The organism is Candidatus Poriferisocius sp., from assembly GCF_965202595.1.
In the GTDB taxonomy this organism is placed as follows: Bacteria; Actinomycetota; Acidimicrobiia; order Acidimicrobiales; family Bin134; genus Poriferisocius.
This window is the reverse complement of sequence record NZ_OZ241836.1, coordinates 2,657,450-2,682,580: the sequence shown is the minus strand read 5'-3', so window position 1 is coordinate 2,682,580 and position 25,131 is coordinate 2,657,450. Positions and strand designations below refer to the sequence as shown.

At 61.8% G+C, this 25,131-nt stretch carries 20 protein-coding genes and 1 pseudogene; 6 read left to right on the top strand and 15 right to left on the bottom strand.

Annotated elements, in window-relative coordinates:
- Positions 1-64 precede the first annotated feature (64 nt).
- Positions 65-1,372, bottom strand: coding sequence for an acyl-CoA dehydrogenase family protein (locus ACOGXC_RS12090; RefSeq protein WP_419918428.1), 1,308 nt, complete (start codon positions 1,370-1,372; stop codon positions 65-67).
- 42 nt (positions 1,373-1,414) lie between these two features.
- On the opposite strand from ACOGXC_RS12090, the gene ACOGXC_RS12085 reads away from it, so the two are divergent.
- A complete protein-coding gene (locus tag ACOGXC_RS12085) occupies positions 1,415-2,698 on the top strand; it encodes a cytochrome P450 (RefSeq protein ID WP_419918427.1) in 1,284 nt (427 codons plus the stop codon).
- A gap of 138 nt (positions 2,699-2,836) precedes the next feature.
- On the opposite strand, the gene ACOGXC_RS12080 is transcribed toward ACOGXC_RS12085, so the two are convergent.
- The 9 genes from ACOGXC_RS12080 to ACOGXC_RS12040 all read right to left on the bottom strand — a co-directional run bounded on the left by ACOGXC_RS12080 (position 2,837) and on the right by ACOGXC_RS12040 (position 14,743).
- Complete coding sequence (locus ACOGXC_RS12080; RefSeq protein ID WP_419920078.1) at positions 2,837-3,826, bottom strand: phosphotransferase family protein; 990 nt, start codon at positions 3,824-3,826, stop codon at positions 2,837-2,839.
- Between the two features lie 149 nt (positions 3,827-3,975).
- Positions 3,976-5,160 carry an amidohydrolase family protein gene (locus tag ACOGXC_RS12075; protein WP_419918426.1) on the bottom strand — a complete coding sequence of 395 codons (1,185 nt, stop codon included), beginning with the start codon at positions 5,158-5,160 and terminating at the stop codon, positions 3,976-3,978.
- Between the two features lie 92 nt (positions 5,161-5,252).
- Positions 5,253-6,185 carry an aminopeptidase P family N-terminal domain-containing protein gene (locus ACOGXC_RS12070; RefSeq protein ID WP_419918425.1) on the bottom strand — a complete coding sequence of 311 codons (933 nt, stop codon included), beginning with the start codon at positions 6,183-6,185 and terminating at the stop codon, positions 5,253-5,255.
- 87 nt (positions 6,186-6,272) lie between these two features.
- Positions 6,273-7,493, bottom strand: a complete 1,221-nt coding sequence (locus ACOGXC_RS12065) for a M24 family metallopeptidase (protein ID WP_419918424.1) — start codon at positions 7,491-7,493, stop codon at positions 6,273-6,275.
- Positions 7,494-7,621: 128 nt separating this feature from the next.
- Entirely contained in the window at positions 7,622-8,842 is a 1,221-nt protein-coding gene (locus tag ACOGXC_RS12060) for a CaiB/BaiF CoA transferase family protein (RefSeq protein WP_419918423.1), read from the bottom strand.
- Positions 8,843-8,899: 57 nt separating this feature from the next.
- On the bottom strand, positions 8,900-11,875 hold the full coding sequence (locus ACOGXC_RS12055) for a hypothetical protein (RefSeq protein ID WP_419918422.1): 2,976 nt from the start codon (positions 11,873-11,875) through the stop codon (positions 8,900-8,902).
- Between the two features lie 152 nt (positions 11,876-12,027).
- The gene (locus tag ACOGXC_RS12050) at positions 12,028-12,561 is read right to left on the bottom strand and encodes a Panacea domain-containing protein (protein WP_419918421.1); all 534 of its coding nucleotides are present in this window, start codon (positions 12,559-12,561) and stop codon (positions 12,028-12,030) included.
- 84 nt (positions 12,562-12,645) lie between these two features.
- On the bottom strand, positions 12,646-13,479 hold the full coding sequence (locus tag ACOGXC_RS12045; RefSeq protein ID WP_419918420.1) for an enoyl-CoA hydratase: 834 nt from the start codon (positions 13,477-13,479) through the stop codon (positions 12,646-12,648).
- A gap of 76 nt (positions 13,480-13,555) precedes the next feature.
- The gene (locus ACOGXC_RS12040) at positions 13,556-14,743 is read right to left on the bottom strand and encodes an acyl-CoA dehydrogenase family protein (RefSeq protein WP_419918419.1); all 1,188 of its coding nucleotides are present in this window, start codon (positions 14,741-14,743) and stop codon (positions 13,556-13,558) included.
- A gap of 159 nt (positions 14,744-14,902) precedes the next feature.
- Here ACOGXC_RS12040 and ACOGXC_RS12035 point away from each other — a divergent pair, with 159 nt between their 5' ends.
- From ACOGXC_RS12035 to ACOGXC_RS12020, 4 genes and pseudogenes are all read left to right on the top strand, one after another.
- Complete coding sequence (locus tag ACOGXC_RS12035) at positions 14,903-16,288, top strand: AAA family ATPase (protein ID WP_419918418.1); 1,386 nt, start codon at positions 14,903-14,905, stop codon at positions 16,286-16,288.
- Complete coding sequence (locus ACOGXC_RS12030) at positions 16,285-16,884, top strand: RloB family protein (protein ID WP_419918417.1); 600 nt, start codon at positions 16,285-16,287, stop codon at positions 16,882-16,884. Before ACOGXC_RS12035 ends, ACOGXC_RS12030 begins: the two co-directional genes overlap by 4 nt.
- Positions 16,885-16,932: 48 nt before the next feature.
- Positions 16,933-17,178 (top strand): annotated as a pseudogene (locus ACOGXC_RS12025) (transposase); the annotation flags it as partial.
- A gap of 190 nt (positions 17,179-17,368) precedes the next feature.
- Positions 17,369-17,761, top strand: a complete 393-nt coding sequence (locus tag ACOGXC_RS12020; protein WP_419917674.1) for a transposase — start codon at positions 17,369-17,371, stop codon at positions 17,759-17,761.
- 126 nt (positions 17,762-17,887) lie between these two features.
- Here ACOGXC_RS12020 and ACOGXC_RS12015 read toward each other — a convergent pair whose 3' ends face one another.
- Positions 17,888-18,262, bottom strand: coding sequence for a hypothetical protein (locus ACOGXC_RS12015; protein ID WP_419918416.1), 375 nt, complete (start codon positions 18,260-18,262; stop codon positions 17,888-17,890).
- Between the two features lie 138 nt (positions 18,263-18,400).
- On the opposite strand from ACOGXC_RS12015, the gene ACOGXC_RS12010 reads away from it, so the two are divergent.
- Positions 18,401-19,882, top strand: coding sequence for an AAA family ATPase (locus ACOGXC_RS12010; RefSeq protein ID WP_419918415.1), 1,482 nt, complete (start codon positions 18,401-18,403; stop codon positions 19,880-19,882).
- 102 nt (positions 19,883-19,984) lie between these two features.
- Here ACOGXC_RS12010 and ACOGXC_RS12005 read toward each other — a convergent pair whose 3' ends face one another.
- From ACOGXC_RS12005 to ACOGXC_RS11990, 4 genes are all read right to left on the bottom strand, one after another.
- Positions 19,985-22,303 carry an arylsulfatase gene (locus tag ACOGXC_RS12005; protein ID WP_419918414.1) on the bottom strand — a complete coding sequence of 773 codons (2,319 nt, stop codon included), beginning with the start codon at positions 22,301-22,303 and terminating at the stop codon, positions 19,985-19,987.
- Positions 22,304-22,407: 104 nt separating this feature from the next.
- A complete protein-coding gene (locus ACOGXC_RS12000; protein ID WP_419918413.1) occupies positions 22,408-23,274 on the bottom strand; it encodes an amidohydrolase family protein in 867 nt (288 codons plus the stop codon).
- A gap of 18 nt (positions 23,275-23,292) precedes the next feature.
- Positions 23,293-24,075, bottom strand: a complete 783-nt coding sequence (locus tag ACOGXC_RS11995) for a VOC family protein (RefSeq protein ID WP_419918412.1) — start codon at positions 24,073-24,075, stop codon at positions 23,293-23,295.
- Positions 24,076-24,210: 135 nt separating this feature from the next.
- On the bottom strand, positions 24,211-25,107 hold the full coding sequence (locus tag ACOGXC_RS11990) for an amidohydrolase family protein (protein WP_419918411.1): 897 nt from the start codon (positions 25,105-25,107) through the stop codon (positions 24,211-24,213).
- Between the last annotated feature and the right edge of the window lie 24 nt (positions 25,108-25,131).

Sequence of the window (25,131 nt, the reverse complement as noted above, 5' to 3'; positions counted from 1 at the left end):
CGTCCTCCCCGCGCCGCGGTGTACGAGCGACTCGACACGCAGATAGACGAACTGTAGTGCTGGGTTAGAGGTTGGCTATTTCGTGTTCTAGGCGGGATTCGATGTAGGAGCGGGCCGTGGCGATGCGGCTGGGCAGGTGCTGGGAGGGGAACAGGCCGTCGGAGGCCTTGTAGCTCTTGAGGATCTGCTTGGCGATGGTGTCCTTGTGAACCTCGGTGGGGCCGTCGGCGATGCCCATGACCGGGCCGGACATCCACATGGAGGTGAGGGGCATGAGGTTGGACACCCCCAGGGACCCGTGGGCGTGCATGGCCCGGTAGACCACGTCGATGAGCACCTTGGGGGTGGCCACCTTGACACCGGCGATGTGCTGGCGAATCTTGGCGTAGTCCCCCTCGGTGTCGATGAGCCAGGCGCAGTGCAGAACCTGGAGGCGGAACTGCTGTATCTGGATCCAGGAGTCGGCGATCCAGTGCTGGATGGACTGCTTCTCGCCGATGAGCGAGCCCTTGGTTTCCCGGGACAGCACCCGCTCGCACATCATGTCCAGGGCCCGCTGAGCCACTCCCACCGAGCGCATCCCGTGATGGACCCGGCCCCCGCCCAGTCGGGTCTGGGCGATCTTGAAGCCCGAACCCTCGTCGCCCAGCAGGTTCTCGGCGGGCACCCGAACGTCATTGAACCGTAGGTAGGCGTGGTCACCGTGATCAAGCGGCTCGGTACCCAGGCCGACATTGGCCACCACCTCGATGCCCGGGGTGTCGGTGGGCACCAGCATCATCGAAGAACCCCGGTACACCGGCACGTCGGGGTTGGTTATGAGCATGACGATCATGAAGGTGGCGTAGCGGAAGTTGGAGGCGAACCACTTCTCACCGTTTATCACCCACTCGTCGCCGTCGCGGTGGGCCCGGCAGGTGAAGTAGTTGGGGTCGGACCCGCCCTGGGGCTCGGTCATGGCGTAGGTGGAGGAGATTCTGCTCTCGAGCAGGGGCTGAAGGTAGAGCTCCTTCTGCTCGTCGGTTCCGTAATGGGCGATTATCTCGGCGTTGCCCGAGTCGGGGGCCTGGCAGCCGAACACCACCTGGGCCCACAGGGCTCGGCCGAGGATCTCGTTCATCAGGGCCAGCTTCACCTGGCCGTAACCCAGGCCCCCCAGGTGGGGGCCGATGTGGCAGGCCCATAGACCCCGATCCTGAACCTTCTTCTGGAGCGGCCGGATGAGGGCGTTGGCCGTCTCGTTGGTGCGGTCGAACGGGTTGGCCTCCCCCCGGAAATAGAGGTCGATGGGTTCGATCTCGGTGGTGACGAAACTGTCCATCCAGTCGAGCTGCTCCTGGAACTCGGGATCTATCGAGAAATCGATGGTCATGGGATTACCGCACTCTCCTGGGTGGACTTACAGTGACTCGATATGAAGTTCGAGATGACACCGGGCGAGATACTAGCGGCTGCCCGGGCCCCCGAGCCCGGCGACGAGGGCTACGACCCGTTCGACGCTTTCGACCAGGCCCAGGGGGCCGACAATTCAATCAACCCCTATGAGCTTTTCGCCGATCTTCTGGCTCGGGGGCCGGTTTACCGGGGCAGCATGTCCAACATCACCGGCACGGTGAACATGTCGGACCTTTTGGCGGGCGACCGGGAGATTGCCAACGTTTTGTCTTACGACGGCGTGGAGGCGGTGCTGCGGGATGGGGCCACGTTCTCTTCGGCGGGTTACGCCGAGTCGATGGGTTTGGTGATGGGTCACACCATCCTGGAGATGGACGAGCCCGAGCACGGGCAGTATCGCCGGCTGATCCAGCAGGCTTTCACCCGCCGGGAGATGGAGAGGTGGGAGCACGAGATCGTGATTCCGGTGCTGAACCATTACATCGATGCTTTCATTGATCGGGGGCGTGCCGACCTGGTGGGCGAGTTGATGTTCGTGTTCCCGGTGCATGTGATTGCCATTGCGTTGGGACTTCCTGAGGCCGACTTGCCTGCTTTCTACCGGCGGGCGGTGGAGATCACCAACATGGCTAGCGAGATCGAGCGGGGGTTTGCCGCTTCGCAGTGGCTGTACAACTACTTGGAGCCTGTGGTGGAGGATCGCCGCCGCGAGCCCCAGGGGGATTTGATCAGCCTGCTGGCGCACGCCGAGCTGGATGCCAAGCGGTTGACCAACGACGAGATAATCGCCTTTTGCCGCCTGTTGCTGCCGGCAGGGGCTGAAACCACTTACCGGGCAGCCAGCAACATGATGGTGGGGCTGCTGTCGGACCCGGCGCAACTGGAGGCGGTTCGAGCCGATCGGTCACTGGTGGCGGTTGCGGTGGAGGAGGCCCTGCGCTGGGAGCCGCCGCTCACTGGCATTTCCCGCCGGGCGGCCACCGACGTTGAGGTTGAGGGTTTCGGGATCGCAGCGGGGGCGGCGGTGAACACTTCTTTGGGGTCGGCCAACCACGACCCTTCCCGCTGGGATGATCCCGACCGGTTTGACATATTCCGCGAGCAGAAACCCCACATGGCGTTCGCCACCGGCCCGCACCTGTGTCTGGGCATCCACCTGGCCCGCATGGAGATGCGAGCGGTTCTGGAGCGCCTGCTGGACCGCCTCCCCGGCCTGTGCCTGGATCCCGAGGCCGATCCCCCCACCATCACCGGCTTGGCCTTCCGAGCCCCCCACGAGCTGAAAGTGGTTTGGGACACTTGAGGCTTCCAAGCCCCCGATTGGGTGGGGTTCGAATCTCAATGCATCGGGATTGGTGACTACCGGCCGCGCAACACCGCGATGACTTATGTGTGCCGTAATGCAACACAGATTAGACGGCGGGTGACTACCGGCCGCCGGCTACAGCTTGGTTGTTTGTGCTAGGTGGGCGGCGTCGCGGGCCAGGTCGAGGACTACGCGGCCGAAGGCTTCCATGCGGGGGTTGTCGGCTCCTCCCGACACGTAGCGGGCGTAGCCACCCTCCAGGACGATGGCCAGCTTGAAGCGGGCCAGGATCACGTAGTAGTCGATCTCGTCCACGTCGCGACCCGACATGGTGGCGTAGCGCTCCAGCAGCTCATCACGAAGGGGCAGGCCCTCGTAGTTCACGTAACCCACCGAGGGTCGGTCGGCCTCGCCGGCGGGCCAGTTCATCACCACCCAGGCCAGATCCAGCAACGGGTCGCCCACGGTGCCCATCTCCCAGTCGACGATGGCGGCCATCCGGGCGGGGGCACCGTGGTGGAACATGACGTTGGCGAACTGGTAGTCGCCGTGCATGATGCCCGGTTCGTAGCTGCGGGGGGTGCGGCCCCGAAGCCACCCGGCGGCCTCGTCGAGACCGGGTATGTCGCGGAACTTGAACCGGTCCAGGTGGGCGTACCAGCGGTCAACCTGGCGCTCGTGGAAACCTTCGGGGCGGCCCAAACCCTCGAGCCCGCCGGCTTTCCAGTCAACCCTGGACAGCTTGGCTATGGCATCCACCAACTCGTGAGCCAGGCCGGGACGGGCATCGGGGTCGGAGGCGAAGGGCTCGGGCCAGCCGGGCTCGCTGATCGGCGACCAGCCGTCGACGAAGTCCATCAGGTAGAAGGCCGCGCCCAGAACGCTGGTGTCCTCGCAGCCCCCCACCGCCCGGGCGTGGGGAACATCGGTGCCGGCCAGGGCGGCCAGGATGCGGTATTCCCGCATCATGGTCTCGTTGCGACCGGGGGGAACTTTGCGGGGTGGGCGGCGCAGGGCCCAGCGGTGCTCGCCCCGGCCGATCTCGAAGATCTCGTTGGAAGCGCCACCGGAGATGAACCGGGTGGTGATCGGCTCGCCCCGGCCGGGTATACCCTGGGCATCCATCCACGCCCCCAGGGCTACGGGATCCACCAGCCCCCGGGTACGTTCGGTCTCGGCAACCTCGCCGGTTCCGACCCGGGAAAAAACACCGGAGTCCGGCGAGGATTCGGTTTGTTCGCTCATGGGGTCGGGCGAGGATTCGGTTTGTTCGCTCATGGGGTCGGGCGCAGGGTGAGGAGTTCCTTGAGGTTGGTGGACATCACCTTACGCTGGTCCTCGGGGCTGTAGCCCTCCACCTCCTTGGCGAAGTCGAGGGGGCGGGCCAGACCCTCGGGGTGGGGAAAGTCGGAGCCGAACAGCACCCGGTCGATACCTATGCGGTCGATAAGGCCGGCGATGTCCTCCTCGTAGAACGGGCTCACCGATATGTGGCGGCGGAAGGTGTCCACCGGATTTTCGGCAAACTCCTGGGGCATCTTGCCGTAAACCTCGGCCAGCTCCACCAGCAGCGGGGCCACCCAGGTGGAGCCGTTCTCGACGGAGGCCACCCGCACATTGGGATGGCGCTCGAACAGCCCGTGGCAGATCATCGCGGCAACGGTGTCGAAGATGGGGCGGCCGTGGCTGATGACCGTGCGGAAAGCTCCGGGCTTGAAGGGCAGGAACTCGTCGCGACCTCCCTCCCAGTCGCCGGCGTAAGCGTCGTAGCCGGAGTCGGAGGCGTGGCAGGCGACCAGGATTCCGGTTTGTTCCACCGCGTTCCAGAAGTCGTCGAACTCCGGTAGGCCCATGGAGCGCGAGCCCCTTACCCCCGGCACCGGGGCGGGGCGGATCAGTACCGCCCGGGCACCGTTGCTCACGCACCACTCCAGATCCTCGATGGCTCGCCGCGGGTCGGGCAGGGTGATGATCGGGGTGGGGAAAATGCGGCCCTGGTAGTTGAACGTCCACTCGTCCAGCATCCACCGGTTGAAGGCCCGGATGGCCGCATGGGTGAGTTCCATGTCGTCCTTCATCCGCTCCTCCAGCAGTGACGCCAGGGTGGGGAACAGCAACGTGCCGTACACCCCCTGCTCCTCGAGCAGCTCGATGCGGTCATCGGGGTTGCGAAAGGCCGGGTGGCAGCGGATGGGTTTGCCGGTGAGCTGCCGAAGGGTCTTGCCGTCGGGATTGTTGCCCCGGTAGTACTCCTCCCAGGCCCCGGGGGCGGCCACCACCTCGAAGGTGGGGTTGGGTATGTACTCGCTGATCTTGTTCTTGATGGCGATCTTGGTGCGACCGTCCACCTCCACGTAGCGGATGGCCGGGAGGTACCGCTCGGGAAGGTGGCGGGTGAAGGAGTCCACCGGCTCGTAGAGGTGGTTGTCGGCGTCGTAGACGTCGTAGTCGATGTTCATGTTGCCTCCGGGGAAAGAGTTTCGATGTTCATGTTGCCTCCGGGGAAAGAGTTTCGATGTTCATGTTGCCTCCGGGGAAAGAGTTTCGATGTTCATGTTGCTTCCGGGGAAAGGATCTCGGGGTTGGATTCGGTAACCAGGACGATGTCGCGCCGATGGTCGGTACCGGTGTCGGCACCCACGCTCAGCACCATGCCTGCTTTCAATACCTCACCGGTACCGTAGCGGGAATTGATCACCGGCGGCTCATGGCCCATGCCGCATCCCCGTACCAGCCAGCCGGCATCGGGGGCGGCCCGGCGCAGGTCGGCCGCAGTGGCCCCGGGGACGCAGGCCCGGATGAGCCCGGTGGTGAGTTCGGGGTCGCCGCCGGCGGTGCGGCTCAGGCCTCCCTCGTAGTGGTACCGGATGCAACCGAAGTCAACGGTCGAGCCCCGGACCAGTGGCTCCGAAGCCGGGGTGGACGATCCGGCCAGGGCCATGGCCTCCACCCCGGCGGCCAACCGCTCGGTATCGGTTCCGGCTCGGGCCGTGGCTGCGGCCACCCCGGCGGCAGCCACGGCACAAGCGGCCCGGATGGCATCGATCTCGCCGGCCAGCTTGGTGCGGCGGGCCCGGGCCAGGGCATCGTCAGCCGGTACCACCTCGGCTTCGGGGGCCACCGCCCCGAGCATTGCGGCCATGCCCGGCGACCAGGAGTCGATCCCCACCCGCCGGGCGGTGGCCATTCCGGGGGTGGCGGCCACCCGCCGGGTAACCTCCGACCCGTTCCAGGTGATGCCGTGCAGGTGGTCGAAGGGGATGTCGTCGGGGATGCCCTCGTCCCAGGTGGACAGCAGGAACACCTCGCCGGTGGCGGTGTTCAGGGTGCATATCGGACCGAACGGGCGGGTGCCGGCGGTCCAGAGCTGGTGGGCACCGGTGATGTAGTTGACGTTGTCCTGCCGCCCGCACACCAAAATATCGATCCCCGCGCCGACCAGGGCTTCAGTGACTCGGTTGCGGCGGTGGCGGTTCAGGCTCATGTCGTGGTGAAGGTGACTCGGTTGCGGCGGTGGCGGTTCAGGCTCATAAGTCGTAGCGGACTCGGTTGCGGCGGTGGTGGTTCAGGCTCATGTCGTGGTGTAGGGGTCGTAGGGGTGGCCGGCACCCAGGGGGATCCAGCCGTCCTCGGTGACGGCCACTATCTCCTCGGCCCTGTAGCCACCAGTGCCGTCCTCCCAGATGGCCGGTTCCAGCACCATGACCATGCCGGGTTCCAGGGTGTGGGTGGCATCGAAGTCGGGGCCGTGGTCGGTGCCCAGGAAGGGCATTTCGGCGCTCTCGATGCCGATGCCGTGAACCAGGTAGAAGTGGGGCATCCACGGCCGCCGGCCATCGGCCTGGTGGGGGGCATCGGCTCGGGTGGCCGCCGCGCCCACCTCGGCGAAGGTGGCACCGGGAGCGATGGCGGCGTAGGTGGCATCCATGACCGCCAGCCACCGCTCGAAACATTCCTGCTCGGCGGGCGTGGGGGGGCGGCCCACCACCCAGGTACGACCGAAATCGGAGGCATAGCCGTGGTAGTCGCAGCCGGCGTCCACCCAGATGAGGTCGCCCTCGGCGTAGACCGGATCGCCCGACCAGGTGGGGAAAGCCAGGTGGCCGGTGGTGGTGCGGGGACCGTCGGTCATGCGCCGGGCCATGGGCTGGAAGATGACGTCAATCATGTTGGTGTCGATGCCCTCCTCCCGGAGGCGGCGCAGGAACACTGCGGCCAGCTCGCTCCGCCGCACGCCGGGGGTGAGGGCTTCGGCCACCGTGGTCATGGCCCGGTTGGTGCGGGACTGGGCCTGGTGGATGCAGGCCAGCTCGTCGATGGTCTTGTGAAGCTTTACCGCTGACATGGTGACTGAGGCATCCACGAGTTCGGCACCGGCCAGCACGCCGGTGCGGCGCATGGCACCGGTCATGGAGTCGATGGCTATGCGTCCGCCGCGGGCCCGGTGCCCCAGGATCGAGTCGAGCTGGGCTCCGAGGTCGCCAGCCCCCTCGTCGATCTCGGGCCAGGTGCCGGGCCGGGCCTCCACGTCCAGCCCGGCCGGGTCGCCCCCCAGCAGGTAGGGCCGGGGATGATCGGCGAGGACCACGGCCACGGCCCGGTTGGCCGAAGCATGGGTGACATCAACTCCTCGGGTTAGGCAGTCGGTGGCGTAGGCCACGTGGGGGGCGTGGAGCAGGACCAGGGCATCGAGGCCGCCGGTCGCCATCCGGGCCTGTAGTTTGGCGTACCGCTCCCGGCGGAGTCGCCCGATGTCCGGCTGTAGCTCCAGTGCGTCGGCGGCGACAGTCATCCCCCTTACTTTGCCTCAAAGCAGCCTTTCCGGTCAGATGATGCGGGTGGGATTACTCAGGTGATGTTGCCGGTTTTGGTTACCAATGACCTCAAGCTGGCTGCGGTGGGTCGGGCTGTTCGGGCTGTTCAGATGATGTTGGCGGCCCGGAGTTCGGCCAGGTCGGTGGCGGTCAGGTTGCAGAGGGTGGTGAGAACTTCGTCGGTGTGCTGGCCCAGTCGGGGGGCACCGGCGGGTACCGGGGGCGGGTGGTGGTCGAAGCGGGGGAAGGGTGCCTGCTGGCGTAGTGGACCGATCACCGGGTCGTCGATCTGGATCAGGTCGCTCCGGGCGATCATGTGAGGGTCGGCGGCGATATCGGCGGCATCGTAGGCGGTGGCCACCGGCACGTCGCAGGCCACGCAGCGGGCCTCGATGTCGCCGGCATCGAGCTGGGAGGTCCAGCCGGCCACTATCGCGTTGATCTCGTTGCCGTTGGCCGCCCTAGCACCGGCGGTGGCGAACCTGGGGTCGTCAAGCAGGTCCCGGCGGTTCATGGCCGTGCACAGCCGGTCGAAGTTGGCCTGGATAGCAGCCGCGATGCACACCCAGCGCCCGTCGCGGCTGGGATAGTTGTCCAGCGGGGCCGAGTGTTCGAGCCGGTTGCCGGTGCGGTTTCTCACCAGGCCGAGGTGATGGTAGGCGGCATGGGTCCATTCCAGGATGCGCAGGGCCGAGCCGTACAAGTAAGCGTCGATCACCCCGCCCTCGCCGGTGTCGCCGGTGTCTCGCTGGTACAGGAGTGCGACCGCGGCCTGGGCGGCGAACACCCCGGTGAGATAGTCGGTGATGGTCACACCGGGGCGAACCGGGGGTCGGTCGGGCTCACCGGTCAGGTGAAGCAGGCCCCCGTAGGCCACCCCGTTGCGATCCAGCCCGGGCCGCAGCGACTTGGGTCCTTGTTGGCCGAACACGCTGATGCGCACGGTGACCAGGCGGCGGCTCAGCACCGGGGGGCCTATGTTCCAGCGCTCGAGCGTTCCGGGCCGAAAGTTCTCGCACAACACATCGGCACGGGCGGCGAGTTCCCGGAACAGCTCCTGGCCCCGAGGCTGGCGCAGATCCAGGGTGATCGACTTGCGGCCCCGACCCTCCACCGCCCAGAACAGGGAGTAGGGGTGCTGGTCGGCCTCCCCCGCCCCCTCGTCGGGAGAGGCGAAGGGGCCGATGGTGCGCATGGGATCGCCAACCCCCGGCTGCTCGATCTTGATCACCTCGGCCCCCTGCTCGCCAAGAATGCCCGCACAAAACGGGGCCGCGATCCGGGTCCCCACATCCAACACCCGCAACCCAGCCAGAGGTTTACGCATATAAACTCCACATTCTAGTTGCCAAAAGGCCACAAACCCCACCGTGACTCCAAACAGTCACCTACGTTTTATGTGGGGGTCGTCGCACCATGCAGCCCTTACTATTCCCAGTGCTTCCAGGAAATAATTTTCTGTTACGCCACCTTTGGTGTGAAGCCCAAGCAAGTCACATAGGACAACCCGGTCGAGGTGCTTGCGGTTGGCATCTTCATGGGCCTGGTTAGCTGGTTTGAAGTCCAACATTTTAATTTGTTCATAAAGGTCTGATGCTTCCTCTAGTTGTTTTGCTGTGAGGCTGCGCGGATCATAAACTGGGATCTCAGCTTGACGAGTGACAGTGATCCGCGATCGCCGTTTCTGTTGACGGCTGCCAGTTATCCAAAAGCATATCAGTCCCAATGTGGTATTCATCCACAAAACTAAAAAGCGTTCATAATCTATGTTATAGAGTTTATAGCCAGGCCAGGCTGTTCCCCCCAATGTTTTTTCTGGTGTGATACACGCAGCAAGCCTTTGTGAGCCAAAGTCAAAATCTTGGTTTATATGAAAGCATACTGCATGATCCCAAAATATGGTTCTAGCTTCTTTTGACTTTTCTGGTCGGATAGTTCCAGATGAGTCAGGCTGTACTTCCAGTCTTGATTCGCGGCCACTGGCCACATCATGTGTCCACAGCAGTGGGAATGGGTCAGTTCCTAATGGAGGGGGTGGATCTATAAAAAATGGGGCTCTATCAGTTTGGCTACTTTGCCGGTCTCGGTGTACTGCAACATCCCGATGGATGGGCCCGCGCTGACCCAGTTCTTCGAGGCGGGAGATGGGAATGGGAATAGGCTCAAATCTCTGAAGGTATACTGATCCACGGGTAATGTTCATTGCAGTATTCAAAACAGTATCGGAACGGATGGCCAGCAGCCCGCCATCGTTGATTCCAGCAGCCACTATCCTGCCTTTTATATCTTGCCCAAAGCGAAGATGTGCAGTCTCCCCATTAGCTGGGTATAATGCAGCAATCAGCCTAGCATCTATTATACTTTCAACCTCTGTTTTGGGTCTCTGATAAAGGGTTACCCATCGGACTTGCGGTGAGGGTTCGTGTTTTGATCGCGAAGAAGTTCGACGTTTCGCGATAAGTAGCAATTCTGCTAAACCAGTATCAGCGGAAAATTGTCGCTCTTCGTCAGTGGCACCAGCCAGCCCCACGAACGTAATATTGTCGTAGTGAGATTCAAGCAGGTTACGCAGTCCCTCCCAGTCTTTCCCGGTGGCCGCTGTAAGTGGAAGAATGATAGCCAGCACACCGCCTGGGCGTAGTTTGGCATGGGCCAGGTCGAAAAAATACGAGCCTAGACCTGCATTGCCGTGCGCAGCACGCTTAGAAATCTTCGAAGAGAGTTGCTTAAGACGATCAGACATCTCTTTCTGGTCTTGCGGGCTAGCCCCAAACGCCGCAAATGGAGGGATGACATCCCTAGTTACCCCCGAGTGCTCTGCTCCTAATCGGCTGTGCTTTGTAGCACGCCCGTAAGGAGGATTCATTATAATTAGATCACAGGTTCCGGCATCTATCTTAACAAGGTAGTCGTCTTGAGCAACTCTGTTATCAGTGGCGGCAATATGCAGGTCAGATCGTCGCCCAAACAGTGATTGAGCACCTGCTTCGTCATCCAGCAATTCCAACGAGCCAAGGCTCGTAATTGTTTTGCCATTGTTACTTTTATTGCAACCCAGGGGCACCAAATGGATGTTGGACTTCCTATATATAATGTCGGGATGAAATGATGAGAGCGACATGGCAGTAAGATGGGTCGCAGATGGTAGAACGTCCATGCCAATAAATACATTTTCCATCATTTCTGAGTGAAGGTCGCGGTCATTAATTCCTGTTCTTCTGGTCCTGGATATGATCCTTCTGTATGTGGCTGATAATAGCATTCCCGTGCCACACGCGAAATCAGCAATGCGCAGGTTTGTCACATGCTCACTGTTATCCCAGCCAGGATTGTGCATTAGAGATACCCCAAGTTCAGCCAGTAAAGCTGCTGCTTCAACACGAGTATAATGTGCTTTTATCAAATCACGGTCTGTTACAAGTCTACCAAACATTTGTCCAGCTATATCCTGCACTGTACCGAGGTTGACATTGATTAATTGTTCAGCACCAGCTGCAGCTTGATTAAGAATTATTGGAGCTCTAGTAGGAGGCAATTCCAAAATAAGTTGTTTGGCAATTTCAAAAATAGGCCACCAGTTGATTTGCAGTATATTCTCCCAAGCTGCCCTAACAACAGAAACTAAAAAACGCATCTCCATGCTACCATCACTGAGTTCCACAGTTTGTGTCCGCATTGACTCTACTCTTGGCACTTCAGGTATTTGTTCTGAGAGTACATTTTGGAAGACAAAGGCATTGAGTATCAGCATTGCTGCCATACGAGAACTTTGAGCACGACTGGCATCAGGATCGTGATGTTGGCGCAGTATTTCTGATATTTTGTCAGCGCTGTTGGTATTGCTTATACCTCGGCCGGCAATTCTGACAGCGGACGAAAGGTCTGCAACAGCGTTGTGGAGCTTGGTAGCTGACATGCCAGCAATTTCTAGGATATCAGCGAGCTCACCCAGGTTGGTCTCCGCCCATCCCCGTGAAGGCATCCGCCCTGTATGAGACCACATTGCCCATTTCAAACATGCTTCCGATGACTTGAGCAGATGGTAAATATTTTCATCTGATTCTTCAGCCCAGTTTGGAGGATAGGTTATCATAATCACTTTTTCGACTTGTTCGCCATGGATCAGCTTGCTTTGTCTGTCCTGTGCCTGGTCTTCTAGAGCACTCTTGTTCTGTTCAAACTTTGCCTCAACAACTATGGGGGCGTGGCCCCGCGGGTGGACCAGTAGATCAGGTGCCTCCGCACGAGCTGTGTCAAAAATTCTAGTTTCCTGGATTTTCAGCCCCTCATGCTCCCAAAGCGGGCTTAGTTCCCGCAAGATTGGGCCGAGTAGAGACGTGATATGAGGTTCCTGCTTCATCAGGTCATAGTATAGGCGACACCGAAGACAGCTAACCGGCGAACAGCTTGCTGGATGGCTTGTATGTCGGCTTTGTTGGGGTTTGTGCGTTTTATGAACTCTTCGACGCGCGTGCTGGCGTTGGTTTGCCAGGGTTGGGAGGCCAACGGAACTTATCCAGAGAAGTGCTTTGATATGACGGCATCAAGGGCACCCGGTGGGTCGGGTACAAATTTTTGGTTGTTGCGGATGGTTGCCACGTGTTCTCTCATATGGCGAACCCATTCGGGCTCAACGCTGAAGTAGTCGATGAGGGACTGGTGGGAGATCACTTGGTTGGCGATGTGCCGGCCCCCGTCAGTGGCTCGTTTCCACGGGTCTTCAGCATGGGTGGCACCGATCAAGTCGATCCCGCTATGAAGTCTGAACCTGTTGAGGACGTTGATGGTGATGTCTCGCACGCTGTCAGGTAAGGCACTTGCTGGCTTGCCGTCACCATGCTTGCGTTCTCTCCATAGCGAGGCGACAACCGGGCCGCGCTCCCATGCTTCAATGTCCTCGGCGAATGCCGGTGACCCCTCCCACGCCAGGTGGTAGCCCTGCACGTAGTAAAGCAGCTTGTGCAGCTTGACTTCCCCGACACCGGGCAGCCGCTGCTCGATCTCCGATGCTACGTCACGAGCCAATGCGACTTGCGCGTGCGCCATTGCTTGCTCTCCTTCTAGGCGGCTTTGGAATCTGCCACTCCGAGTGTAACTGGGCAAGGTGACAGCATCGGCTGTGGGGCCGGGTCAGCCGTCGCGGTGTTCGGCGAATACCTCGGACATCGATGTCTTCTGCATGCGCCGCTCCAGGGCACCGAGGGCGGTGTCGGTGTTGTGCATCCAGTGGTGGGCCATGAAGTGGTAGTCCCAGGCATCCTTTTGCCCCATGAGCTCCAGTGTTTTGTTGATGGAGCGCTTCACCACGGCGGCGGTGGTCGGGGGCACCAGGGCGATGGCATCGGCCATATCCCTAACGGTCGCGTCCAGCTTCTCGCGGGGCACCACACGGTTGACCATGCCCAGCTTCTCGGCATCGGCGGCGGTGATGGTTTGGGCGGTGAGCAGGAACTCCTTGGCCTTGCGTGGTGGCATCTCCCAGGGTTCTATGAGGATCTCCACCGCCGCTCCCGTCATGCGCAGCACGGGGTTCTGGAACGAGGCATCCTCGGAGGCCACGATCAGGTCGCACATGCAGGCCAGCATCACCCCGGCAGCGATGCACTTGCCGTGCACCGCGGCGATGGTGGGCTTGGGAAAGTCACGGATACGCAGGCAGCGGTCGAAGTACATGGTCTTCTCGTGGTGAAACTTGCCCTCGGGGGTGTTCCGCATGAGCCGCCACTTGTCGGGTTCCACATCCCCCACCAGCGCCTTGAGGTCGTGCCCGGCCGAGAAGTGGCGGCCGTTGGCGTTGATTATCACCACCCTCACCTCGGCATCGGCCCCGGCAATGTCGAAGGCGGTGTCGAGTTGGTCGATCAGGCTGGTATTCTGGGCGTTGGCCACCTCGGGCCTATTCAGCGTGATGGTCGCCACCGCCCCCTCGGTTCGGTACCGGATTGTGTCGAAGGTTGTGGTCATGGATGTTCGCACCTTTTCACGCTGATGCGACTGTGTTGGATCGAGTCGAAGTAGGTTCTCATAGTTGCTCCTGGCATTACTCCTTGCGGGATTCTCGGGGCAGGCCGAGGGTTCGTTCGCCGATGATGTTTCGCTGGATTTCGCTGGTTCCGGCGAAAATACTGGCAGCCCGATAGTACAACCACGACCGCTGCCAGCGACCTCCGCCCGGGTTGTGAGGGTCATCTCGCCACAACAAAGCCGCCGGGCCGAGCACCTCAAGGGCGGTTTCGTGCAACCGCTGGCTCATCTCGCTCCAGAAGAGCTTGGCGGTGGCCGCTTCGGGGCCGCCGCCGTGACCGCCGGTGAGCCGGGAGAGCACCCGCCAGTTCTGTAACTGGAAAAGGCGGACCTCGGTGTAGGCCCGGGCCAAGGACTGGCGAATGCGGAGGTCGGCGTTTTGGCCCGTTTCAGCGGCTGCCCGTAGCAGTTCGTCCAAAAGCTGGATGTGGATCACGAGCTGGCGGGGGTTCGTGCCCCGTTCCACGCCAAGGGTGGATTGCGATACCCGCCAGCCTTCGCCGGGAGGGCCGAGCACCTGGTCGTCGGCCACGAACACGTCGTTGAGGAACACCTCGTTGAAGTCGGCCTCGCCGGTGATCTGGCGCAGGGGGCGGATTTCGACACCGTCGGTGTGCATGTCGATCACGAACGCGGTGATGCCCTGGTGCTTGGGAGCAGCGGGATGGGAGCGGGCCAGGCACAAGCCCCAGTCGGCGAACTGGGCGTAGGATGTCCACACCTTCTGCCCGTTGAGTAGCCAGCCCCCGTTGGTGGGGGTGGCGCTGGTGGACAGGGAGGCCAGGTCGCTGCCGGCATCGGGTTCGCTGAACAACTGGCAGAAGAGTTGGTGGGCAGGAAGGATCGAGGGTAGCCAGCGCTGCTGCTGCTCGGTGGTGCCGTGGGCCAAGATGGTGGGGCCGATCAGGTTCACGCCGATGCGTCCCACCAACTCCGGGGCCCCGGCCCGGGCCAGCTCCTCCTGCACGATGTAATGGTGAAGTGGCCCCGCTCCCCGCCCCCCGTAAGCCGCCGGCCACGCCACCCCCACGAAGCGGGCCTCGGCCAAAGCAGCCTGCCACCCGCGCAAAAAGGCCACCTCCTCGGCCAGGTCGTCGAACAGCAGGGGCAAACCCCGGCCGTATCCCCCCGGCAGGTTCTGCTCGAGCCACCGGCGGCACTCGGCCCGGAATGTCTCCTGGTCAGGGGTTGGGGATAGGTTCACCGTGACACAGCTTCACTGTGAGTCGAGGGCCAGGCAAACCCGGATGTTGCCTACCAAGAACTAATATATGAGTAAGCTACTACCAAGGCGATCCCATCATATTTAGTCGGCATCTAAGAGTTTTTTCCTCGATTGAAAGCCCATTGCTAGAGAATTTAGATGCTGCCAGTTGTTCTATTGGGGATTTTCCATAATAATAGCAGTGTGAGCAATCCAGTGCCTGAGACTTCCCCGAGTGCGCTGCTGTCCTTCACGGCCAGCAATGTTCGCTCGTACCGTGACGAGGTACACCTCTCCTTGCTGGCCACCCGTCTGGCCCGCGAAGGTGTCCGCAGAGACATCCAGACCCCATCATCCAGCGTTCCAGTCGGGGTGCTGCCGGCTGCTGGAGTGTTTGGTGCCAACGCCTCGGGGAAGACAGCCCTGCTCCTCGCTCTCACCGATATGCGCGAGGTGGTCGTCAGCTCCTTCCGCCGCGGCACACCCTCAAGCGGGATGTACCGTGTTCCTTTCGCTCTTGAAGATGACAGCAGGGTGCAACCCAGCAGCTTCCAGATTGATCTCATCCTGAACAGGGTGCGCTGGCAGTACGGCTTTGAGATCAATGATGAGCGAGTCCTCGAAGAGTACGCCTACCACTATCCCAAAGGTCGGCAAGCCAAGGTGTTCGAGCGGACCCAGGACGACATCTCGTTCGGCTCCCCGTTCCGGCACTCGGGTCACCTACTTTGTCGGCTTCTACGCAACAACGCGCTGCTGTTGTCAGTTGCCGGTGCTGCGGACGACGAAGACCTCGGGCCCTTGTTCATGTGGTTCGTCAACAACCTTCGCCTGGCGCGGTCAGAAAACCGTTCATCCCGCATCCTATACACCGCTGAGCGCATTAAAAGGCATGTTGCAAAAGAACAGATTATGGGTTTGATTCACGCTGCCGACCTTGGTGTGGTGGGCATAGAACGTATAGCAGTTCCCTCAGAAGTTGCAGAACAGATTCAAATAATTCTACGAAAACTGGAAGATTCTAGTGACATTCCTGAGACCATAGATAACAATATAAAAATTTCGTTTCCAGATTTAGTTTGCCTCAAGCACCAAGGATCTACTGGAAGTGTTGTGCTTAACCCTGAGTTGGAGTCAGAGGGTACTATTGTTTGGGTCGGGCTGATCGGACCTGTGCTCGAAGCCTTGGAAAACGGGCTCGTGTTCCTGTGCGATGAACTGGATACCAGTCTTCATCCTTACCTGGTCTCAGAACTTGTCAACATGTTTCAAGACCCGGAGTTGAACCCCCGATGTGCTCAACTTGTTTTCAACGCGCATGATACGAATGTCCTTGGAGACTCCAGTCAAGAAGTTTTGGGTAGGGATCAAATTTGGTTTACTGAAAAAGGTAACGAGGGTGCAACTATACTCTACCCCCTAGCAGACTTTCGCCCCCGCCGGGATGAAGCTCTTGCCCGGCGTTATCTGCAAGGCCGCTTTGGTGCGGTTCCCAACATCAACCCAGCCGAGATACAAACCAGTCTGGAGCCAATCAGAACATGAAGCGACCGACGAAAAGTCCACCAAAGCGCATTCCTGGCAAGAGAGAGCAACGTCGTGTTATTCATATTCTCACTGAAGGAGCAGTCACTGAACGGGATTACTTAAACATATGGAGACAAGATAATCGTAATGTCCACATCCAATTCGATAGAGACTCTGGAAAGTCGCCGTTGAATATTGTGAAACAGGCCATAACAAAACAAAAATATAGCCGCCGCTCAAAGTCCGCACACAGAGACAGTGATTTTGACGAAATTTGGTGTGTGTTTGATGTGGATCAGCACTCAAACCTGCAAGATGCTTTAGATTTAGCTCAGGAACATAATATCAGTGTTGCACTTTCCAACCCCTGTTTTGAACTTTGGCTAATTTTACACTATGAGGACCAGATTGCCCATATTCAGAATCGTGATGCTCAACGCCGCGCTCAGGCTCTTAATATTATAGTGAATAAGAGTCTAAAATCAAGTAAGGTTGAAGATCTTAGAGGTCGCTATGAAGATGCCAAGCAACGGGCACAGAAATTGCGTGATATTCACTTAGAGCGCGCGCAGATAGGTGACCATCCACCTGTCGTTGTGTTGGTCCGGCTTTGATGTCGGGTAGTTACTCAACGACAACGACATGGTGGAGGTATTGTAATCATGCTTGCTTTGGATCCGCGGGTGGTGGATGCTGTGTGGGCGGCGGTGGAGCCGCTTGTGCCGGTGCGGGGGGAGGTGTTCCATCCGTTGGGTTGTCACCGGCCGAGGATCCCTGACCGTGACGTGTTTGAGGGGATCTTGTTGCGATTGGTGACCGGGTGCTCTTGGGATGTGGCCGGCCGGTTGGGCAAAGGCGGTGAAACGGTGTTGCGCACCCGGTTCAACGAGTGGAACGCCCAGGGTGTGTTCGAAGGTGTCGTCACCGAAGCCATAGAGGGCTACGACCGCGTTGTGGGCATCGATTTGTCCGAAGCATCGGTGGACACCTCGACCCACAAAGCACCCTGCGGTGGGGAGGGAACGGGTAAAAGCCCTGTTGACAGGGGCAAATCCGGGTGGAAATGGTCGCTTCTGGCGGACCGTAACAGCTATCCCAGTGGGTTGGGCCGCTGGGGCCGCGAACCGTCACGACCAGCAACTGTTCGCTCCCACTTTGGCGGCCACAGCACAACGCGGTCTACACCTAGACATCGAGACCCTGCACCTAGATCGCGGCTATACCGGTGAGCCCGTCCGCCGAACCTGCTGGAGCTACGGAATCGAAGACATCGTCTGCGCTCCCAAACGAGCACCCGCCACCACCCCCCAAGAACCCAAACCCATACCCCTGGGGAAACGCTGGACCATAGAACGCACCAACTCCTGGCTATCCAACTTCGGACAACTACGCCGCAACACCGACCGCAACACCAAAGCACGCCTCGGCCAACTCGCACTCGCCATCACCCTCATCATCACCATCAAACTCACCAAACTCAACCCCGACTAACCTATCTGCGCGCGCTCTTAGTCAATGGCTCCGGTGTCTACGGAAATCCCAGCAGCAATGTTTGGGAATGTCTCCGGTGAGTTGAACCCGGTTCTGGTTCTGGGTCGGATTCTTGGGCCGGGTGGCCTATTCGAAGCGGGAGCCCATTTTCTTGAGGATCTCGACGGTGTTGGCTGCGGCCATGCGGCCCTGGGGGCCGGGGGTGTAGGTGACCGACTCGATGGTGCCGGTGTGGGGGAAGGGGCCGTGGCACCGGTAGATGTCCCAGGACACCGGTGACCGGCGGTCGATGCCCACGTCTATGCCCTCGAAGGGGGCCATGGTCCACATCCCGGTGAATCCCTCGCCGCCGGCGACCTCGGTGCCGTCGACCAGCACCCGCAGATCCCAGGCGAACCCGCCGGTGATGGTGGGGCCGATCAGGTTCACGCCGATACGCCCCAACAACTCCTGGGCCTCGGCCCGGAATGTCTCCTGGTCAGGGGTTGGGGATAGGTTCACCGTGACACAGCTTCACTGTGAGTCGAGGGCCAGGCAAACCCGGATGTTTGTGCTAATCACTACTGTATTAGGACACTAATACAGTAGTATACTATTATATTAGTATATCTATGGGAATAGCCTTTATAGGATGATGTGATGGTAAGCAGAAATCTGGTCAACCGGGGGGCTGAGGCGGCCAAGCTGCGAGGTTTGCTTGACAAGGGTAAACCGGCGCTGGCATTGGTTTACGGGCGGCGCCGGGTGGGCAAAACCTATCTGCTGACCCAGCTCTGGCCCCCCGAGCAGGTGCTGTATTACCCGGCATCGTCCACGGCTGCGGCGATCAACCGAAGGGTGCTGATCGAGGAAGCCGCCCGATGGTCGGGCCAGGAGTTGCGAGCTGAGGATCATCCCACATGGCGCGCGGTGTTCCGTACCCTGTTCAACCTCCGGCCCCATGAGCCCGTCGTCGTGGTTCTGGATGAGTTCCAGTACTTGGCCGATGGTGAGAGCGGGTTGCGTGAGATTGCGTCAGAGTTGAACGCGGTATGGGAGTCGGGGCTGTCCCGCTCTTCAGGTTTGCTGGTGGCACTGTGCGGATCGGCCGTGAGCACGCTGCGGGCATTGGCCGCGGGCGGTTCTCCTCTCTACGGGAGGCTTGACCTTCAGCTCTCAATCAAGCCTTTCGACTATTACGACGCCGGCATGATGGTGGCCCGCTACTCACTACGGGACCGGGTGCGGGCGTATGCCGCCTTCGGGGGCATGCCGGCCAATCTGGCGGTGGTGGACGATTCCCGCTCAGTGGGGGAGAACATAACCGAGTTGTTGCTGTCCCCTCATGGTGTGGTGCGCACTCGCCTGCTAACCGAGATCGACCAGGAGGAGGGTTTGCGAAACACCGCCCGGTACCGGGCGGTGCTGGCCGGCATTGGGCTAGGTGCCCGAACAGTTGGTGAAGTCGCTTCGAAGATGGGTCAGCGAGTCGACACACCGTTGAGGCGGGTGGTCAACCAGCTTGAGGGCATGTCATATCTGGTTCGTGAGGCCAACTTTGGGGGTTCTACCCAGAGGTACCGGCTGGCCGACCCGGCGGCTCGCTTCCACTACGGCATCGGGCTGCTATCCGAGTCGGCGGTGGCCACGCTGGGGGCCGAGACCGCCTGGCGGACCCGGATCGAGCCCGAAGTTTTTCCGACATACGTGGGTAGCCATGTTTTCGAAGACGTGGCCCGCCAGGCCTGCCGGCGCTGGGCCCCCGAACGAGGGCTGCCTGCGATGGCCGAGTGGGGCAAGTGGGTCGGGCGTGACCGGTCCCGCCGGGAAGTGGAGATCGACCTGGCCGGTCGCACCCTCGATGGCACGGTGGTCACCGGCTCGGTGAAGTTCCGCACCCGACCCGCCGGAGCGCGTACCTATCTCGACCATGTGATAGCCCTGGAGCGGTTGGCCGATAGTGGCCTCGGCTGGGCCCGGGAGGCCCTCATGCCCAACTCGCCTTTCTGGTTCATCTCCGCCGGTGGTTTTGCTCCGTCGTTTCACGAAGTTGCCGACCCCTCCCGCCAGATCATCTGCTGGAGCATGAACGACCTCTACCCCGATCAACCCATTACCGATTTTTCCTCCACAGACGGGTAAACGCCGCCACGACCTACGGAAATCCCAGCAGCAATGTCTGGGAACGGCTCCGGTGAGTTGAACACGGTTTCGGTTCTGGGTCGGATTCTTGGGCCGGGTGGCCTATTCGAAGCGGGAGCCCATTTTCTTGAGGATCTCGACGGTGTTGGCTGCGGCCATGCGGCCCTGGGGGCCGGGGGTGTAGGTGACCGACTCGATGGTGCCGGTGTAGGGGAAGGGGCCGTGGCGCCGGTAGATGTCCCAGGACACCGGTGACCGGCGGTCGATGCCCACGTCTATGCCCTCGAAGGGGGCCATGGTCCACATCCCGGTGAATCCCTCGCCGCCGGCGACCTCGGTGTCGTCGACCAGCACCCGCAGATCCCAGGCGAACCCATCGGTGATGGTGTAGTCGAGCCTCACGGTGCGCCGCCCCGCCGCCGGCGACCCGCCTCGCAGCAGGCGCATGTGGCCGTAGCCGTTGTGGGCATAGACCAGCTCGCCGTCCTCGATGTACAGGGCGTAGCCCCCGCCCTGGTCGCCGTGGGCCACCAGCATCCCCGTGTCGCCGGCGGCGTGGTCGAACTCCAGGTCCACGGTGAAGGAGCGGGCCGCGATCAGCTTCATGCTCCGGTAGCGCTCCAGGGTGTCGGTGCCCGGCACGATCCGCACCGGCGTCTCGTAGACCTCCTCCGACGGGGGCCGCTGGGTGAACTTCAGCATCGACCCCTCGTCCAGCGGGTACACCTGGTAGCGGTGGGCAGCAACTTCCCAGGCTTCGGTGAGTTCACGACGGCGTTCGGGCTCGGCCTCCGACCGATCTACCGTCTCGGTGGGGTCGTCGACCAGGTTGTACAGCTCCCATTCGTGGTCGCCGAACGGGGTCATCGGGCGGTGCAGCGTGACCGCCTCCCAACCCTGGCGGTAGAAACCCCGGTGACCCTGCTGCTCGTAGTACTGCTCGGTGTGCGACTCGGGGGCTTCGGCATCGGTGAAGGTGGCGGCGAAGCTCGATCCGGCCAGCGGTCCCTTCAGCGCCTGCCCGTTGCGCTCCGCCGGGGCGTCCAGCCCCACGATGTCGAGCACGGTGGGCAATACATCGGTGATGTGCAGGTACTGGCGGCGGAACCCGCCGGGGTCGGCCAGCCGTCCCGGCCACGACGAGATCATGGCCACCTGGTGCCCTCCGGCATGGGTGTTGCACTTGTACAGCCGGAACGGGGTGTTACCGGCCATGGCCCAACCCCGGGGATAGTGGGCCAGGGTTTGGGGCCCGCCGATCAACTCCAGCCGGCCGTGGTCGGTGTCGATGGATCCCGGGGTGGGTGACAAAACCTCGAAGTACTGCGAGCATCCGGTGTCCTCGCCCTCCCGGGATGCCCCGTTGTCGGAAGTGAGCAGCACCAGCGTGTTGTCCCACTCGCCCAGCTCCTCCAGGGCCGCCCGCAGCCTGCCGAAGTTCTGGTCGACGTTGTCCACCATGGCGGCGAACACCTCCATGTAGCGGGCGAACAGCTCCTGCTGGGTAGGGCTGAGCTCGTCCCAGGGGGTGACATCGTTGCCCTCCTCGGCGTTTCGGGGCGGCAGCGGGATGCCGGCATCGATGATGCCCAGCTCGATCTGGCGGTGGTAGCGGCGAACCCTGATCTCGTCCCAGCCGGCATCGTAGGCCCCCCGGTACTTGGCGATATCGGCCTCCTTGGCTTGGAGCGGGGCGTGCACCGCTCCGTGGGCCAGGTACAGGAAGAACGGTTGGTCGGGCCGGGCCGCCTTCTGCTCCCGCACCATGGCGATGGCCTCGTCGGTGATGTCGTCGGTGAAGTAATAGCCGTCGGGGTAGCGGTCGGTGCCGACCACGCTGTTGTCCCGGATGAGCCGGTGGGGGTGGTGGAAGTTGGTGAAGCCGTCGAGGATGCCGTAGTAGCGGTCGAACCCCCGCTGGAGCGGCCAGGAGTGCCGGGGCCCCACCAGGTTGGAGTCCTTGCACAGGTGCCACTTGCCCACCATCAGGGTGGCGTAACCCGCATCCCGCAGGATCTCGGCCACAGTGGCGCATTGATCGGTGAGTTCGGCGGTGTAGCCGGGGAAACCGGGGTCGGAGTGACACACGTGGCCGACACCCACGTCGTGATGGTTGAGCCCGGTGAGCAGGGACGCCCGGGTGGGCGAGCACATGGGGTTGACGTGGAAGTTGAGGTAGCGCAACCCCTCGGCGGCCAGCCGGTCGATGCTGGGGGTGTCGATCTCCGACCCGTAGCAACCCAGGTCGGCGTAGCCCAGATCGTCCACCAGCACCACCACGATGTTGGGTGCCCCCTTTCGGGCCCGCACCGCATCGGCCCACCACGGGTCCGATCCGGCCATGGTTCGCCCCAGTTGTCCTTGCCATCCCTGGTAGGGCTCGGGGCTTACGGTTGGCCCGGTCGGTATCTGGTCGGCCATGGGGGCCTCCTTGCTGGGTGGGGGCTTGCTGGACGGTGGCTTGCTGGGTGGGGGTGACGAGGGGTGACGGGGGGGGCAATGGCAGCGGGTCGGTGGTGGAAGCGTCAGCCGTCCATCCTGAACACCCGCAGGGCGTTTTCCCGGAGGAACCGGGGCCACACGTGGTCGCGCAACGGCACATCGGGCAGCTCGGTGAAGATGCGCTCCAGGGACAGGCCGGCGGGGAAGTATCCGGCGTACATGATCTTGCCGGCTCCCCGGGTGTTGGCGTAGTCGATGATGGCTCTGGGGTAGTGCTTGGGGGCGAACGCCGAGGGCATGTAGTAAAGGTTGGGCCACTTCAGCATCAGCTTCATGGCCAGCTTCTCCCACGGTTCGGCCCCGTGGCGCATTACCAGGCGCAGCTCGGGAAAGTCGTAGCACACCCGGTCGAAGTGCTCGACGTGCTGTACCGCGCTGGGGAACCGGGGTCCGGCCACGCCGGCGTTGGCAATGACCGGGATGTCCAGTTCTATCGCAGTGGCGTACAGCGGGTACATGAGTGGATCCGCCACCGCCACCTGGGGGACCACCCCGGAAGGGAACACGCTCACCGCCTTGAGGTCGTGCTCGGCCTTCGCCTTCTTCAGGTGGCGGATGGTGCCCATCACGTCGTTGGGGTCCACCTCGGTGACGAAGTAAACCCGGCCGGGATGGCGCCGCTTGGCCTCGATGGATGTCTCCGACAGTCCGAACAATCCCTTGTCTATACCCCAGCGGTCCATCTCGGCGATGGTGTACTCGATGGGGTCGGAGCCCTCCTCGGCCTCGTCGGGAATGTTTTTGAACATGTACTCCGCAGGCATGACGAACTCGTCGCTGGACTGGCGGTCCTTCAGCCCGGCCTGCAAGTACTCGTACACCTGTTTCTTGTCGGCGAACGGGAACCCGATCATAAGGTCCACCACGCCGATTCCCTGAGGCATAGTCATGGTCTTGGTTTCCCCGTTTCAGTCCATGGAGAAGTCGGGATCGGGAGTGATGACCCAGAAGATGGCCCCCTGGTCGTCGGCAAGCTGAGCCATGCGGCCCGGCGGCGTGTCCATGGGGGCCACGTTCACCGATCCACCCAGACTCCGGCAGTGGTCGGCGACGGCATCGCAGTCGTTGACCGCCAAGTACACCGCCCAGTGGGAGGGTACCCCGTCATGGGGAGCGGGGGTGGCGGTACCGATGATCTCGGTTCCCTGGCGGATACCGACCACGCCGCCGTCGCCCATTTTTACCGGGGTCCAGCCCAGCACCGCGGAGTAGAAGGCCATGGCCGCGTCCACATCGGAGGTGACCAGTTCGTTCCAGCACAGCGCGCCGTGCTCGCTCTTGAAGTGAGCCCCCTGGTGGTCGATGGGTTCCCACAGCATCACCACACCGCCGGTGGGGTCGGTCACCACCGCCAGCCGCCCGGCCTGGGCAGCCTGCATCACCGGCCCCATCGGGGTTCCCCCGGCCGGCTCGACTCCGGCCAGGGCCGCGTCCGCATCGTCCACCTTGATGTAGGTCTCCCAGACGTTGGGCACCCCCATCTCCACCATCTCCGGTGTCTTGGCCATGAGACCCACCACCGGGCGGTCGTTTTTCAACCCCAGGCTGTAGATGTTGCCGCTCTCATCGATATCGTCCACGAAGCTCCACCCGAACAGTGCCGAGTAGAATGTCTTGGCCGCATCGGGGTTGTCGGTGGCCAGGTCCACCCAGTTGAAATCTCCGTGGGCGTAGCTGTTCCGCTCTGCCATGGCTGCGCTCCTCTCGCTTTGCTCCCGACCCGCTCCACTCTATTTCCTACCGGCTGCCCTCCGTCCTGTCGGCGCGGGGCATTTTGTCGAGCCGTGATGGCTCACGATTCGGAAGCGGGCGCTCATTTCGGTTGCTCATTTCAGGTTCAGTATTCGCAATGCGTTCTCCCGCAGGAATTTGGGCCACACGTGAGGGCGGAACGGCACATCGCGCATCTCGGTCATGATCCGCTCCAGGGACAGGCCGGACGGGAAGTAGCCGGCGTACATCACCTTGTCGATCCCTCGGGTGTTGGCGTAGTCGATGATGGCTGTGGGGTAGTGCTTGGGGGCGAACGCCGAGGTCGAGTAGTGCAGCCCCGGCCATTTCAACATGAGCTTCACCATCAGGTTCTCCCATGGTTCGGCTCCGTGACGAGTGACCAGCACCAGTTCGGGGAAATCGTAGCACACCCGGTCCAGATGCTCGACGTGTTGGGGGCCGAACGGGAACCTCGGTCCCGGCACTCCGGCGTTGATGAATATGGGGATCCCCAGTTCGCAGCACGCCGCATGGATCGGGTACATCGCCGGGTCGCCTATGTTCACCTGGGGGTGAAGCCCGGTGGGGAAGCAGGCCGCGGCCACCACTCCCAGTTCGGCCACCGCCCTGCGCAGGTCCCGTACCCCCTGCATTCCGAGGTTGGGATCCACCAGGAAGCTGCCATGGAGGCGGTCGGGGTGCTCGGCTATGCCCCGGGTGCCCCAGGTGTCACCGAAGCTGACCGGCAGCAACCCCTTGTCAATTCCCCAGCGATCCATCTCGGCCAGTAGGTAGGCCAGGAAGTCCACCGTGCCGTCCACCCGGGGCAAATCCTTGAACATGTAGCCTGCGCCATGGCCGAACTTTCGGCTCTGGTCGTCCTTGAGCAGTCTCTCGTAACCGGCGAACCAGGCATCCCGGTTGGGAGGCACCCCGAGCATGAGGTCCACCACCCCGATCCTGTCCATGGGGTGGGGGGTGGATAACCCATCGAACCCGGTACTGCTCACCGCCGCCGATGCTACGCGCCGCCC

Excerpts from the sequence above, each read along its gene's own strand:
- ACOGXC_RS12090 (WP_419918428.1), bottom strand. The coding sequence starts at position 1,372 with ATGACCATCGATTTCTCGATAGATCCCGAGTTCCAGGAGCAGCTCGAC.
- ACOGXC_RS12085 (WP_419918427.1), top strand. The coding sequence starts at position 1,415 with ATGAAGTTCGAGATGACACCGGGCGAGATACTAGCGGCTGCCCGGGCC.
- ACOGXC_RS12080 (WP_419920078.1), bottom strand. The coding sequence starts at position 3,826 with ATGGATGCCCAGGGTATACCCGGCCGGGGCGAGCCGATCACCACCCGG.
- ACOGXC_RS12075 (WP_419918426.1), bottom strand. The coding sequence starts at position 5,160 with ATGAACATCGACTACGACGTCTACGACGCCGACAACCACCTCTACGAG.
- ACOGXC_RS12070 (WP_419918425.1), bottom strand. The coding sequence starts at position 6,185 with ATGAGCCTGAACCGCCACCGCCGCAACCGAGTCACTGAAGCCCTGGTC.
- ACOGXC_RS12065 (WP_419918424.1), bottom strand. The coding sequence starts at position 7,493 with ATGACTGTCGCCGCCGACGCACTGGAGCTACAGCCGGACATCGGGCGA.
- ACOGXC_RS12060 (WP_419918423.1), bottom strand. The coding sequence starts at position 8,842 with ATGCGTAAACCTCTGGCTGGGTTGCGGGTGTTGGATGTGGGGACCCGG.
- ACOGXC_RS12055 (WP_419918422.1), bottom strand. The coding sequence starts at position 11,875 with ATGAAGCAGGAACCTCATATCACGTCTCTACTCGGCCCAATCTTGCGG.
- ACOGXC_RS12050 (WP_419918421.1), bottom strand. The coding sequence starts at position 12,561 with ATGGCGCACGCGCAAGTCGCATTGGCTCGTGACGTAGCATCGGAGATC.
- ACOGXC_RS12045 (WP_419918420.1), bottom strand. The coding sequence starts at position 13,479 with ATGACCACAACCTTCGACACAATCCGGTACCGAACCGAGGGGGCGGTG.
- ACOGXC_RS12035 (WP_419918418.1), top strand. The coding sequence starts at position 14,903 with ATGCTGCCAGTTGTTCTATTGGGGATTTTCCATAATAATAGCAGTGTG.
- ACOGXC_RS12030 (WP_419918417.1), top strand. The coding sequence starts at position 16,285 with ATGAAGCGACCGACGAAAAGTCCACCAAAGCGCATTCCTGGCAAGAGA.
- ACOGXC_RS12010 (WP_419918415.1), top strand. The coding sequence starts at position 18,401 with ATGGTAAGCAGAAATCTGGTCAACCGGGGGGCTGAGGCGGCCAAGCTG.
- ACOGXC_RS12005 (WP_419918414.1), bottom strand. The coding sequence starts at position 22,303 with ATGGCCGACCAGATACCGACCGGGCCAACCGTAAGCCCCGAGCCCTAC.
- ACOGXC_RS12000 (WP_419918413.1), bottom strand. The coding sequence starts at position 23,274 with ATGACTATGCCTCAGGGAATCGGCGTGGTGGACCTTATGATCGGGTTC.
- ACOGXC_RS11995 (WP_419918412.1), bottom strand. The coding sequence starts at position 24,075 with ATGGCAGAGCGGAACAGCTACGCCCACGGAGATTTCAACTGGGTGGAC.